The following is a 12,924-nucleotide window of genomic DNA, read 5'->3' as shown; positions in this document are numbered from 1 at the left end:
GGTGGCGGCGCTCACCGCAGCTTCCGTTGCTCGACGAGATTGGTCCGCTTGAAGTCGAGGACCAGTTCACCGCGGTCGTTGTGTGCTTCGGTTCGCCAGGTGACGATGCCGACCCCGGGCCGACTGGCCGAGATCCGTTTGTCCAGCACCTCGGACCGGGCGGTCAGGGTGTCACCGGGGTACACCGGAACGTGGAAGACGCAGTCCTCCACCCCGAGAAACGGCCCCCCTGCCTCGCTGAGGTCTTCCACCGACAGCCCGACGACGGTGCACAGCGCCAGCATCGGATGTACCACGGTCGACGGATGGCCGTAGCTGCGGGCGAATTCGGAGTTCAGATACTGCGGCAGCCAGTTGCAGGTTGCCGTGCAGAACAAGGTGTTGTCGGCTTCGGTCAGGGTTCGGCCCCAGTGGTGGGTCATCTTCTGTCCGACGGTGAAATCTTCGAACTTGTTGCCCTTCGGGGCCAGTGGGAAGGAGGTGAAATCCGGATCGCTCATAGGAGGGTCTCTTCTCGAGTTTCTAGGGTCAGAAGAGCGACACGGTCCAGGTGCTCGGCTTCGTCACCGAGCAATAGACGGTCGACCTTGGCGCGTCGCCAGAACAGATGCGCGTCGTGCTCCCAGGTGAAGCCGATACCGCCGTGGAGCTGGATCAAGGTTTCAGTCACCTCCTCCAGAACACGGGAGCTATAGGCCTTCACCGCCGAGGCGGCCAGTGGCAAGTCCTCGGGGGAGTGATCGGCGGCCCACGCCGCCCACCACATCAGGGAGCGGAGCTGGTCCACATCGACCCAGGCATCGACCAGACGGTGTTTGATCGCCTGGTAGGAGCCGATCGCACGGCCGAAAGTTGTTCGGGTGCGGGCATATTCGACACCGATCTCGACGACGCGATCGGCGGCGCCGAGATCTTCCGCGGCGAGGATCACGGTCGCGATTTGGCGGGCGCGTTCCCACAGCTGTCCGGCATCGGTTCGTAGCACGGTTCGGTCGGTCAGCCGCACCGAGGCCAATCCTCGGGTGGCATCGATCGGTTCGCCGGCGATCGGCTCACCGGTCCCCACGACGAGGGTTGTACCGTCCAGAGCGAGGAATTCGGTCGCGATACGCGCGTCGATCGAGGGCGCCGAGCCTTCCGGTGAGCCGTCGAGCACGGCATACGCGGCCGACCCGTCCGCGAGCGCGGCCAGTCGTTCGGTGTCACCGTCCAGCAGGACGGCGGCCCGCGCCGCGGTGACCAGTGACGGACCGGCCAGCACCCGCCCGGCTTGTTCGGCAACCACCGCGACGTCGAGGATGGACTGCCCGATCCCGCCGGCGGACTCGGGTGCCATGAGCCCATAGAAACCCAGCTGCGCCAGGCTCTTCAGTCCCGGGCGGGCTTCGCCGGGTTCCTTCAGCAGGGCGCGGGCATGAGCGAGGCAGTCCTGCCCTTCGAAGAATTCCTTCGCGGCCGCAGCGAATTCGCGCTGGTTGTCGTCGAGGTCGAAGTTCACGATCGGCCTCCCTTACTTGCCGAGACTGGCTGCGTATCCGTCCGAGGTTCGGGCGGCAGTCCGAGGATTCGCTCGCCGAGGATGTTGCGCAGGACCTCGTCGGTGCCGCCCGCGATGGCCGTGCCGGGCACCGATGCCTGGGCGGTCGGCCACAGCCACTCACCCTTCGAAGTTCGGCCGTAGACGGCCTCCGGACCGAGCAGCCGCACTCCGAGATCGGCGCCGGCGCGCGCGGTGCGCACGGCCGAGAGCTTTCCTGCACTGGCCTCCGGGCCCGGGATCTCGCCGCGTGCAATGGCGGTCAGACGCCGATAGCCGGTGTAGCGCGTCGCCAGCGATTCGACGACGACCCGGCCAAGCGCTTGGCGGGCCAGCACTTGCGTATCGCCGGGCAACCCGGGCAGGCGCTCGCGGGCGTGCTGGATCAGCGCTTCGAGGCGGACACCGACCTCGTTGCCACCACCACCGACAGCCAGGCGTTCATTCATGAGCGTGGTCAGCGCGACCCGCCAGCCATCGTTCACCGCACCGAGCCGCTCGATATCCGGAATCACCACGCCATCGAGGTACACCTCGGTGAATTCATGGTCCCCGTTCATCTGCTCGAGCGGGCGCACCGTCACACCGGGTGCGCGCATGTCGACGACGAACATCGTGAGTCCGCGGTGTTTGGCGACAGTGTGGTCGGTGCGAGCCAGCAGGATGCCGTACGCGGAGTATTGCGCGCGGGTGTTCCACACCTTTTGCCCGTCCACCCGCCACGTGCCGTCCTCCTGCCGGACCGCGGTGGTGCGAAGTGCGGCGAGGTCGCTACCCGAACCGGGCTCGCTGAACAGTTGGCACCACATGTCGTCGGCGCGGAGTAGCCGTCGGATGTAGCGTGCCTTCTGGTCCTCTGTGCCGTGGGCGAGCACGGTGGGTCCGCACATGCCCAGGCCGACGAAGTTGGCGAGGGCCGGGATCGCGGCTAGGGCCAATTCCTGGGTGACGATGGCCTGCTGCATGGCCGTGCCGCCGCGGCCGCCGTACGCGATCGGCCAGGTGACGCCCACATATCCGGCGTCGTAGAGCAGTGCCTGCGTACGGCGTAAGTCGTCGATGTTCTCCACGCCCGGTTCATTGAGGTACTCGCCGTCCCCATGGACCAGCTCATCATGGTGAGCGTTCAAGAATTTCCGGACTTGGCGCCGGTATTCGGCCTCGGCCGGTGTGTCGTCGAAATCCACGCGGGATCCTTTCTGCGTGTGTCCCGCAGCTAGATGATGTCGAGGGTGTCCAGCAACGGGACCGCAGCGAGCGAATCCGAGCCGGAGACGATGCAATCGGGTCGCCAGTCACGACGTTTGGTGCCCCACGCGATGAAGGCGTGAGCGTCGGAAGTTACGACGACATCGCCGCCGCCCCCCTCTTCTACGACCAATCCACCCGTGGGGTCAGGTCGGCGCACGGTCCATTCGCTCGCGCCCGGACCCGTGAATCGGAATGTGATCGGAACAGTGACCTTGTCGTCGAGGTCACTGCCCTGCATCTGCGGCAAACCGAGCATCATCCAGACGACTGCGGAATGGACGACATCGTGTTCCGGTTCGGGCAGGGTGCGCTGGAGTGGACCGGCGGGTCCCAGCAGATCGTGCCGGAGATGGCAGTGGTAGTCGAACACCTGCGCGTTCGCCAGCGAATGCATCGGGTACACGCCCAGCCCCGGTACCGGAAACTGTTGGGACGCAGTGGGTTCGGCCTGGAACGAGCCGACCAGCTCGACCAGCTTCGTACCGTACGTGCGGTATTCATCGACCACTTCGCCGACCGACCAGCCATGCCGGCGCGCTACCGCGACGTCGTGCTGGCGCTCCCGGTTCTCGGGCAACGGGGGAGCGTCAGGTGGTGTCGGCAGTGGATCGATAACGGCTCGCGCACTGGCACCCAGATGCGCGATCACGTCCCGTACCCGCCAGCCGGCGCAGGCGGAAGGCAGCAGCCACTCTTCGGCGCTGAGGCTTTCGAGGACGTCGTCGAGCTGAGTGCGTACGGCCTGCCAAGCGGCCATTGCCTCTGAGGTCATTGGGGACCTACCTCTTCGTAGGGAACTGTTGTGGCGATGTAGGCCCAGACTGACGTAAGCGGGACCATCGGAATCCGATGTGGGCTGGAGCACACCGGAGCGGTTCCATGACTCTACGAAAAAATTATCTAGCTGACAACTTAATTTTCTTCTGCGCAGGTCAGCAAGCCTGAGGAGGTGGGTGATCAGTAGGATGCGGAGATCGAATGGGAATATCGCCCCTCGCAAGCGCAGGTGGCGAGCATGGAGGATCACTGTGGCACGTGTGGATCGCAACCTGCCCACCCCGAAGCAGGCGCGTTCGGAACTGTCGACCAGTCGACTCCTGGACGCGGCGGCGGATCTCATCGCTGAGGGCGGCTACGAGCGCATGACGCTGGCGGCGATCGGCGTCCGCGCGGGCTATAGCCCCGGGCTGGTGACCGCACGGTTCGGTTCGAAGGAAGGGCTGCTGTGGGCGCTGGTTGAACGCATGGTCGTCGACTGGCAGGGTAGGTCGCTGCGTGAGGTCATCGGCGGTACGACCGGTGCGGTCGCGATCCGGGCCATGCTGGCCGAGCTGAAGTCCAGTTGGCTTCGTTCGCCGAACCGGATGCGTGCGCTCTACATCCTGATGTTCGAGGCGTTGCTGCCGGTCCCGCTGCTACAGCAGCGCATGCTCGAACTGCACCGCGATCTGCGAACTTCGGTGCGTGGCGTCATCGAATCGGGTATGGCCGAGGGGACGGTGGGGTCCGACGTCGATGCCCAGGCGGTGGCCCGCCTGGTGGTCGGCGGTCTGCGTGGTGCTGCCTATCAGGCGATGCTCGATCCCGAGGATGTTGCCGTGGATCGAGCCCTCGATGACCTCGGCCTGCTGGTCGATGCGCTGCTGCCGGTAGGTGTAGATCGTGGGGCCGAAAAAATTGGTTAGTCAGCTACAATTTTTTGATGCATATTGAGGTCGAGTCGCTCAACGGGCATCAAGCGCGCTCGCAGCTGTCCACGCGGTTGCTGCTGGAAGCGGCGGGTGAACTGGTCGCCGAAGGCGGGTATGCGAGCATGACCCTGGCCACGGTCGGTGAGCGTGCGGGCTACAGCCGCAGCCTTGCCACCGCGCGGTTCGGTTCCAAGACGAAGTTGCTCGAGGCGCTGGTCGATCGAATCGTCAGGCGTTGGACGATTACGACGATCACGCCTCGGGCCGAAGGTCTTTCGGGGCTCGACGGTTTGATGGTTTTGCTGGAAGGCATCCGGGATCAGTACCGGCTCGACCGCCGATCGTTGCGGGTGCTCTATGCCCTGATGTTCGAAGCGCTGGGGCCTGGCCAGGAGTTGCGGGAGCGCTTTGTCGAGCTGCACCGGGAGACCTGGGAAGTGCTCGCCGGACAGATTCGACGCGGAATCGCCGACGGCTCGATCCGCGCGGCCGTCGATCCGGTGGTGGAAGCGCAGGTCGTCGTTGCGATGTTGCGCGGGGTCGGCTACCAGTGGAGGTTGGACCCCGAAGCATTCGATCCGGTGCCGCCGCTCGACCATATGATCGAGACGACGCGAACCCGGCTCGGCGCCGCTCGCCTGGGTGCGTAGCCGGTCGGCGAGCTGGATGCGGCGGTGGGCTGCGGATCCATGCCCGGTGTCGAATCGGTGACGGTCACCGTGTCCTGACCGATTGATGAGTGGACCGGTTCCGCAGCCGCGAGCCCGGTCCTCGTCGTTCCAGCGATATGGTCGCGTTGTTGCGGTGCGCTGGTCCGCTGCTAGCGGTTCAGTGCCCGGGTGTGTGCGCCAGCATCGGCTTTACCGACTTGAGCTGGGGAAACAGTGGCAGAAAAAAATTAGTGGTTGACAAAATAATTTTTGAAGTCATGCTAGGTGACATGACTCACAGCGAGGTGGAAGCGATCGACGCGTACGCCGAACACCGCGCGTCGACGTCTCGCTAGCAGTCTCTCGACGGCGGGTTCGCGACAAAATTCGGCGATCACGGCACCGGGTGTCTCTCCGACATGTCCGGTATTGCTCCCCTAGGGGCGGGCATGGCCCGAGCAATAACCTCGGCTAATTCACAGCAGCCGTAGTCGACTCCGTCAGGAATATGAAGCAGAAAAATTCGGAGGAAGATAAATGACTTTCAAGCCCGGCGACGTCAATCTCGCCGACCCGGACCAGCTACTCGAGGTGGGCATGCCTCCGTACGAGTACTTCGCGACATTGCGCCGCGAGGCGCCGGTGCATTGGAATCCGCCTCCGGATAAGCCGATCGGCGGTGCCATGCCGATGAATCGCGGATTCTGGGTGCTGTCCAAGTACCAGGATGTGAATATGGCCTCACGAGATGCAGAGTTGTTCTCGTCCTGGTTGGGCGGCCCGGTCCTCTACGACCCCAATCCAGATGCCCCGCCTGGCAGTCCGCACACCTTGGAAGGTCAACGGACCGGCTTGATGGGAAAGGATCACCCGGAACACACGGCTTACCGCAAGCTGGTGTCGGCCGGGTTCACTCCCAAGAACATCGCGAAGCTGGAACCGATGATCAAATCCCACGCCAAGCGGATCATCGACCGCGTTCGTGACGCCGATGACGGCGAGTTCGTCTTCACCGTGGCCGCCGAACTTCCCATGATGACCCTGACTGAACTGATGGGTGTACCCAAGAGCGATTGGAAGCAGTTCTTCGAATGGGGCAACGCCATCGCCGCGGTCGAAGACCCCGACACCGATGCACTCCAGGTTGCGATGGAGCTGTTCGGGTACTGCCATCAACTGGTCGAGGAAAAGCGAAAGAATCCCGACGGCAGCATGCTGAGCAATTACGCCAACAAGGATATCGACGGCGAGCGGCTCACCGACTTCGAGATCAATATGTTCTTCCTCACCCTGTCGATTGCCGGTCACGAAACGACCCGAAACACAACCGCGCACGTAATCCGCCTGCTGAGCGAATTCCCCGAACAGCGCGCGGTGCTCTTGGACGATCTGCCGGGGCGGTTGCCGAACGCTATTGAAGAGACGCTGCGTTTCTCGCCGCCGGTGGTGCAGTTCCGGCGCACCGCGACTCGTGATTTCGAGCTGCACGGTGTTCGGATCGAGGAAGGCGACAAGGTTTACCTGTCCTACGCTTCGGCGAACCGGGATGAAGAGGTGTTCACCGATCCGGACCGGTTCGACATTCTGCGGCCCAATGCCGATCAGCATTTGTCCTTCGGTGCCGGACCGCACTACTGCATGGGCACTACGCTGGCACGGTTGCAGATGCGGACGATTCTGGAGGAACTACTGACCGCCCGCCCGCAGGTGCATGTGAGTGGCCCAGTCACCCGTCTGCGCAGCATCTGGTTCAACGCCTTGACGGAAATGCCTGTCGAGTACGGCGCGTGCCCGGCACCGGTGGCGTTGTGAAGAAGTACGGGCACTGGATCGGCGGAGTGGACACCGCGCCGGTCAAGGGTGAACACCTGACATCGACCCGCCCCGGCACCGATGCGGTGGTGTGCGAGATCGCCGCTGGTACCGAAGCGGATGTGAATGCGGCGACGGAGGCCGCAACCGCGGCGCTACCGGGTTGGCGATTCCGCAAGCCGGGGGAGCGCGGCAGAATTCTGGCAGCGATCGCGGCGGGGTTGCGCGACGAATCAGCTCGCCTGGCCGAACTCGAGTCGGCCGAATCGGGCAAGCCGGATTGGCAGACTCCCATCGAGATCGAAGGAGTCGCAGCCTATTTCGACTTCTACGCTGGGCTGGCGAATCTGCCGGGAGGCGAGATCATCGATCTAGGCCCAGGGGTGCACGGCTATACCCTGCGTGAGCCGTTCGGCGTCGTCGGCGTGATCACACCGTGGAACGCGCCGCTGAACCAGGCCGCGCGGGCGATCGCACCCGCATTGGCCGCAGGCAACGTCGTGGTCGCCAAACCGTCGGAGTTCACCTCGGCGACCACGCTGGAACTGGCTCGAATCGCAGCTGCCGCTGGCCTGCCACCCGGTGTGCTCAATGTGGTCACCGGAACCGGCGTGGATGTCGGCCGACCCCTTGTCGAACATACGTCGGTCAGCAAGGTCGCGTTCACGGGTTCGGTACGCGCCGGGCGCGAGATCGCGCACATCGCCGCCGACCGGATTCTGCCTCTGACCCTGGAACTAGGCGGGAAGTCCGCAAATATCGTGTTCGCCGACGCGGATTTGGCGGCCGCGGTCAAGGGCTCGATCAACGCCTTCGTTCTCAACGCGGGCCAGATCTGCAGTGCCGGAACCCGTCTGCTGGTCGCGGAGGAGATCCACGACCGATTCGTGGAAGCGTTGGTCACCGGCCTCGAACAGATCAAGCCCGGGCAGACCTACGGTCCGATGACCACAGAGGCGCAGTTCGAAAAGGTGCTGTCCTATTTCCGGGTTGCCGAACAGAACGGGGCCACGCTGGCCTACGGTGGCGCGGCGGTCGGAGATGGGTGGCTGGTGCAACCGACCGTCTACACCAGGGTCACGAACGATATGACGATCGCTCGCGAAGAGGTCTTCGGCCCAGTACTCGTCGTGATTCCTTTCTCATCGGAGGAGGACGCAGTGCGGATCGCCAATGACTCGCAATACGGCCTCGCTGCTGGGCTCTGGACGAAGGACCTGTCGCGAGCGCATCGGGTCGCAGCGCAGTTGGAGGCCGGGCAGGTCTACGTCAACGAATGGCAGGCCGGTCTCGTCGAAGGGCCGTTCGGCGGCTACAAGTCCAGCGGCTACGGGCGCGAGAAGGGCATGGAGGCCCTCCATCACTACACACAGACCAAATTCGTGGCGGTGAAGCTGTGAAGTTCGAAGGACGGACCGTCGTCGTCACCGGTGCTGGTAGCGGTATCGGGGCAGCGCTTGCCGAAGCAGCCGTTGTGCGCAAAGCCGCCGCAGTAGTAGTCGTCGATATCGATTCCTTCGCGGCCAACGCCACCGCGCAGAGGATTTCCGAATACCGGGTGCCGGTGGTCCCGTTCGCGTGTGACATCTCCGATGTCACGGCCGTGGAGCGGCTCGCCGACGAGGTGGAGCGGACACTGGGCACGCCGGGGTTGGTGTGCGCCAACGCGGGTGTCAACACTCCGTCGGCACCGCTGCTCGACGCGAAACCCGAGGATCTGAATTGGGCGCTGTCGGTGAATGTCACCGGCACTTGGGCAACGCTGCGCGCGTTCGGTCGCCGGATGGTCGCCGCCGCCGCCCCAGGGTGGCTGCTGGTGACCGCTTCCGAGCACGCGATCGGAATTCCTTTTCCCGGCAATGGTTTCTACACAGCCACCAAGCACGCCGTGCTGGGCCTGGCCGATGTCCTGCGGCGTGAAATGCCGCCGCATGTCGGCGTCAGCACCATGATTCCGGGGCTGGTCTCGACCGGACTGTGGCGTTCGGGGGCGCAACGGCCCCGCGAACTCGGCGGGCCGATCCCGGAAAATGAGCTCGCACGTGCACTGTTGGCGCACGGCATGGATGCGGCCGCGGTGGCCGGCATGGCATTCGATGGTGTCGAAGCCGAGAGATTCCTGATCGCGACGCACGTCAATGCGCGCCAGTACTTCGACGCGCGTGCAACGGATGTCGACGAAGCGTTCACCGCGCTGCGATCCTCCGAGCGGGACAACAGGTCCTACGACGTCTTGGAGATCGTCGCGGAGCTGACTGCGGCACATGCCGGTGAAACCCAGAAGAACCCCTGAAGTAAGGCACGACATGAAGATCGAACTCGACCGGACGAAGTGCACCGGCCTGGGCATTTGCGAATCGTTCGCACCGACTGTTTTCGAAGTGAACGACGAAGGTGAGCTCGTCCTGCTGAGCGACACCGTCCCCGACGGGCTGCTGGACGATGTCAAGAAGGCGTGCGAGGGCTGTCCGACGGAAGCGTTGACGCTGGTGGAGGAGTGACCGTGTGCCCAGCCCGCGCCACAGCACCGCTTGTCGTCGTCGGAGCCTCGCTGGCCGGGTTGCGGGCCGTCGAGGGCGCGCGCAAGAGCGGCTATACCGGTCCGATCACTCTGATCGGAGCCGAGAAGCATCTTCCCTACGATCGGCCCCCACTGTCGAAAGCGTTCCTGGACAACGCGGAACCGGAAGAGACGCACTTTCGCACCGAGCAGATGCTCGCGGGCGAGCTCGGCGTCGAACTCGTCCTCGGAGCACCGGCGACGCGACTCGGTACCGAGCGCAGAGTCGTCGAAGTCGGCGACTCCGAGTACCCCTATCGCGCATTGGTCATCGCGACGGGAGCTACGGCGCGTTCGTTCCCCGGAACCGAGGGACTGTCGGGTGTCCACACCCTGCGCACTCTGGATGACGCGCGCGCCGTGCGGTCGGCATTGGATGCCGGAGCCAGGACCGTGGTCGTCGGGGCCGGCTTCATCGGCTCGGAGGTGGCCTCTGCGGCCCGCAAACGGGGACTCGATGTCACGATCGTCGAGGCGTTTCCGGTGCCGCTGGTGCGGGCGGTGGGTGAGCGGATGGGTCCGGCGTGTAGCTCCCTGCACACCCGCAATGGTGTTGAGTTGCGTTGCGGTGTAGGCGTTTCCGCGATCGATGGACAAGGCTCGGTAGAGCGGGTCCGGCTGGCGGACGGCACCGTCCTGGACGCGGACCTGGTTGTGATCGGAATCGGGGCCACACCCGCCACCGACTGGCTGGCCGGCTCAGGCGTTCGCGTCGACAACGGTGTGATCTGCGATGAGTATCTGCGGACTTCGGTGCCCGACGTCTATGCGGCCGGCGATGTCGCGCGTTGGCGCAACAGCCTCTTCGGCCGCGAGATGCGGCTCGAACACTGGACGAGTGCTGCGGAACAGGGAGCAATCGCGGCGCGGAACGCGCTCGGCGAGCATCCCCTCTCGGCGTACACGACGGTGCCATATTTCTGGTCCGACTGGTACGACAGTCGCATCCAGTTCGTCGGCGTGCCGGATGAGGGCGAAGTGCGCGTCGTCTGTGGCGACGTGAACGACGGCCGATTCGTGGCGCTGTACCGCAGTGGCGAACGCCTGGCCGGAGTGCTGACCATGAACGAACCGCGCGAGATCATGAAATACCGCCGTTTGATAGCCGAGCGCGCCAGTTGGTCGGCAGCACTCGAATTCGCCGCGACGCGTGCCCGAGTCGCGGTGTCGTAGCCGGACGCCCTGCTCAACCAATCGTGATTGATAGCACCGACTTTCAGAAGAACTCGGAGTAAGAAATTGGGTGGAAAGCTATACGCGGCTGCTTTCGTCCTGCCCACGGACGCAGCGACTGCTGGCAGCCTGGCGATGCTCGGACTGGACGGCGGCACTCCGTGAAGGCTCTTGTCTACCGTGGCCCTCGGGACATCGCCTTCGCCGACGCCCCCGAACCATCCATCATCGAGCCGCATCAGGCGATTGTCGACGTTGTTGCGGCGGGGATCTGCGGCAGCGACCTGCACATCTGGAACGGTCACGGATTCAGCGACGCCATCGGCTACACGGTTGGCCACGAGGCGCTCGGCATCATCAGTCGAGCCGGTCGGGACTCGGGAGATCTGGCTGTCGGAACCCGGGTGCTCATCCCTGCTTCCGTCGGCTGTGCGACGTGCGACGAGTGTAGCGCCGGTCGGGTGGCCGCCTGCCTAACAAAGTCGGGGCATTGGAGCGAATCGTGCTACGGAATAGGTCCGAAGCTCCAGGGCACGCAAGCCCAGCAGGTGCTCGTGCCCCATGCCGCCCGCAACCTCGTCGCCGTGCCCGATGACGTGAGCGACGAAGCCGCGATCGTGCTGACGGACAACGCACCGACGGCGTGGTACGGATGTCGGCGCGCCCGGATCGCTCCCGGTGACAACGTCGTCGTTATCGGCCTTGGGCCCGTCGGGCTCATGAGTGTCCAGTGCGCCTTCGCGATGGGTGCGGCGAACGTCATCGGCATAGACCCCGTGGAGTCGCGTCGCAGTCGGGCGCAGGCCATGGGCGCCACCGCACTCGCAGCGGGTGAGCACGTTCGCGACGAAGTACGGTTGATCGTCGGCCGAACCGGCCTCGATGCCGTCATCGACGCCGTCGGCTCCGATGAGACCATCGTGCTGGCGGTCAAGCTGGTCCGGGTCCGTGGCCGAGTCAGCGTCATCGGCGTCAATCAGAGTCCTGCACTGCCGTTTCCGATGCAGTACGCCCAAGTGAAGGAGCTGGAATTCGCCATCGGACTGTGCTCCGTGCAAGCGGAGTTACCCGTGCTCCTCAGATTGACGAGCAGCGGCCGAATCCGGCCGGGTGACGTTGTCTCGCACCGGATGCCGATGAGTCAGGGGCCCGAGGCCTACACTCTCTACGCGTCGCGCGACCAGGACGTCAGCAAGATCGTGCTCGACCCGAACCGCTGACCCGGTTTTGGTTTCGTACGCCGCGCCTGCGTCCGCGGCGAGCCAAGATCAGCGCCGATTTCGCTCTACTGACCGCCGCGGTCAATCTCGCACGTCTCGCATGCTCGGGATCGGCCACACCAGCAACGGCTGCACGCCGGCCTGCGCCTGAGGCATACCCGGCCACAGTTCGTGACCGACGCCCAAACAACAAAGGGCACAACAGGACACAACCGATCAGCGACAACGATCACCAAGACCAGCCGAACCTGCACCGACCAGGCCGCGTGATCGTCGAAAAGGCCCGTTCGAAACGAGCCACCTAGACTGTGTACTCGTGAGTGCACCTGATCAGTCGACTAGCGGCGGTCCTCGACGTCGTGGCCGACCGCGGGGCAGTCTGGCCAGCAGTACCGAGGCGACGCGGGAGCGGATCCTCGAGGTGGCGATCGAGCTGTTCTCCACGGTGGGCTATCACGCCACGAGTGTCGCCGAGATCGGGAACCGGACCAACCTGCAGCCCGGTGCGCTGTACTACCACATCAAGTGCAAGGAAGAGCTGTTGTGGGAGATCCTGCGACGCTACACCATGAAGGCGCTGGCGGGGGCGCAGCGGGTCGTCGCCGCAGAAGCCACCCCGGTCGAGAAGCTTGGCCAGCTCATCGACGCTCACGTCCGCATCATCGTGCGGCATCAGCGTGAAGTGCTTGTTCAGATGCGCGACGCGGACGCCCTCAGCGCGGAGCACATGCGGCAGCTGCAGGCGCTGCGGCAAGAAGTCCAGGATTGCTGGGAAGGTGTGCTCGAACAGGGATATCGCGCCGGCGAGCTCACACGCGCCAACCGCATCGTGGCCAATGGCCTACTGGGAATGATGAATTCGGTCGCGCAATGGTACCGGCCCGGCCGCGGTCAGCGCATCGATGAGATCGTGGGGGAGTTCCAGGCGATGGTCATCGACGGCCTGGGTCGCTAGGACTGCGGTTCGCCAAGCCAGCAGCTGCGGCGGGCCTGGTGCGACCCGCACCTCGACTGCGGAGGTCGCCACGCC

At 64.7% G+C, this 12,924-nt stretch carries 13 protein-coding genes; 9 read left to right on the top strand and 4 right to left on the bottom strand.

Going from position 1 to position 12,924, the window contains the following annotated elements; genetic code table 11:
* Positions 1 to 11 precede the first annotated feature (11 nt).
* Genes ACIBJI_RS08065 through ACIBJI_RS08050 form a run of 4 tightly spaced genes read right to left on the bottom strand, consistent with a single transcriptional unit; the run spans position 12 to position 3,560 of the window.
* On the bottom strand, positions 12 to 500 hold the full coding sequence (locus ACIBJI_RS08065) for a MaoC family dehydratase (RefSeq protein ID WP_364342148.1): 489 nt from the start codon (positions 498 to 500) through the stop codon (positions 12 to 14).
* Positions 497 to 1,498, bottom strand: a complete 1,002-nt coding sequence (locus tag ACIBJI_RS08060) for an acyl-CoA dehydrogenase family protein (protein WP_396958870.1) — start codon at positions 1,496 to 1,498, stop codon at positions 497 to 499. Before ACIBJI_RS08060 ends, ACIBJI_RS08065 begins: the two co-directional genes overlap by 4 nt.
* Positions 1,495 to 2,724, bottom strand: a complete 1,230-nt coding sequence (locus ACIBJI_RS08055) for an acyl-CoA dehydrogenase family protein (protein ID WP_396958869.1) — start codon at positions 2,722 to 2,724, stop codon at positions 1,495 to 1,497. The genes ACIBJI_RS08060 and ACIBJI_RS08055 overlap by 4 nt, the downstream gene beginning before the upstream one ends.
* Positions 2,725 to 2,753: 29 nt before the next feature.
* Positions 2,754 to 3,560 carry a maleylpyruvate isomerase N-terminal domain-containing protein gene (locus ACIBJI_RS08050; protein WP_397083480.1) on the bottom strand — a complete coding sequence of 269 codons (807 nt, stop codon included), beginning with the start codon at positions 3,558 to 3,560 and terminating at the stop codon, positions 2,754 to 2,756.
* Positions 3,561 to 3,816: 256 nt separating this feature from the next.
* On the opposite strand from ACIBJI_RS08050, the gene ACIBJI_RS08045 reads away from it, so the two are divergent.
* The 9 genes from ACIBJI_RS08045 to ACIBJI_RS08005 all read left to right on the top strand — a co-directional run bounded on the left by ACIBJI_RS08045 (position 3,817) and on the right by ACIBJI_RS08005 (position 12,849).
* Positions 3,817 to 4,473: a TetR/AcrR family transcriptional regulator gene (locus ACIBJI_RS08045; RefSeq protein WP_396958868.1), complete on the top strand. Its 657-nt coding sequence runs from the start codon at positions 3,817 to 3,819 to the stop codon at positions 4,471 to 4,473.
* 17 nt (positions 4,474 to 4,490) lie between these two features.
* Entirely contained in the window at positions 4,491 to 5,129 is a 639-nt protein-coding gene (locus ACIBJI_RS08040; protein ID WP_396958867.1) for a TetR/AcrR family transcriptional regulator, read from the top strand.
* A 537-nt stretch (positions 5,130 to 5,666) separates the two neighbouring features.
* Entirely contained in the window at positions 5,667 to 6,941 is a 1,275-nt protein-coding gene (locus tag ACIBJI_RS08035; RefSeq protein ID WP_364342130.1) for a cytochrome P450, read from the top strand.
* A complete protein-coding gene (locus ACIBJI_RS08030; RefSeq protein ID WP_396958866.1) occupies positions 6,917 to 8,341 on the top strand; it encodes an aldehyde dehydrogenase family protein in 1,425 nt (474 codons plus the stop codon). The genes ACIBJI_RS08035 and ACIBJI_RS08030 overlap by 25 nt, the downstream gene beginning before the upstream one ends.
* A complete protein-coding gene (locus ACIBJI_RS08025) occupies positions 8,338 to 9,234 on the top strand; it encodes an SDR family NAD(P)-dependent oxidoreductase (protein WP_396958865.1) in 897 nt (298 codons plus the stop codon). Before ACIBJI_RS08030 ends, ACIBJI_RS08025 begins: the two co-directional genes overlap by 4 nt.
* A 13-nt stretch (positions 9,235 to 9,247) precedes the next feature.
* Positions 9,248 to 9,442 carry a ferredoxin gene (locus ACIBJI_RS08020; RefSeq protein WP_327098883.1) on the top strand — a complete coding sequence of 65 codons (195 nt, stop codon included), beginning with the start codon at positions 9,248 to 9,250 and terminating at the stop codon, positions 9,440 to 9,442.
* Between the two features lie 2 nt (positions 9,443 to 9,444).
* Complete coding sequence (locus ACIBJI_RS08015) at positions 9,445 to 10,674, top strand: FAD-dependent oxidoreductase (RefSeq protein ID WP_364342119.1); 1,230 nt, start codon at positions 9,445 to 9,447, stop codon at positions 10,672 to 10,674.
* 161 nt (positions 10,675 to 10,835) lie between these two features.
* The gene (locus ACIBJI_RS08010; protein ID WP_364342116.1) at positions 10,836 to 11,894 is read left to right on the top strand and encodes a zinc-binding dehydrogenase; all 1,059 of its coding nucleotides are present in this window, start codon (positions 10,836 to 10,838) and stop codon (positions 11,892 to 11,894) included.
* A gap of 421 nt (positions 11,895 to 12,315) precedes the next feature.
* Positions 12,316 to 12,849, top strand: a complete 534-nt coding sequence (locus ACIBJI_RS08005) for a TetR/AcrR family transcriptional regulator (protein WP_397083477.1) — start codon at positions 12,316 to 12,318, stop codon at positions 12,847 to 12,849.
* Positions 12,850 to 12,924: the final 75 nt, after the last annotated feature.

It is taken from the genome of Nocardia sp. NPDC050408, assembly GCF_044458905.1.
Taxonomy (GTDB): domain Bacteria; phylum Actinomycetota; class Actinomycetes; order Mycobacteriales; family Mycobacteriaceae; genus Nocardia.
Note: the sequence above shows the minus strand (reverse complement) of the source record. Positions and strands in the feature narration are given on the sequence as shown.

What these genes read in the sequence shown, in the direction of transcription:
- ACIBJI_RS08065 (WP_364342148.1), bottom strand. Translation starts at nt 500, where the DNA reads ATGAGCGATCCGGATTTCACCTCCTTCCCACTGGCCCCGAAGGGCAAC.
- ACIBJI_RS08050 (WP_397083480.1), bottom strand. Translation starts at nt 3,560, where the DNA reads ATGACCTCAGAGGCAATGGCCGCTTGGCAGGCCGTACGCACTCAGCTC.
- ACIBJI_RS08040 (WP_396958867.1), top strand. Translation starts at nt 4,491, where the DNA reads ATGCATATTGAGGTCGAGTCGCTCAACGGGCATCAAGCGCGCTCGCAG.
- ACIBJI_RS08035 (WP_364342130.1), top strand. Translation starts at nt 5,667, where the DNA reads ATGACTTTCAAGCCCGGCGACGTCAATCTCGCCGACCCGGACCAGCTA.
- ACIBJI_RS08020 (WP_327098883.1), top strand. Translation starts at nt 9,248, where the DNA reads ATGAAGATCGAACTCGACCGGACGAAGTGCACCGGCCTGGGCATTTGC.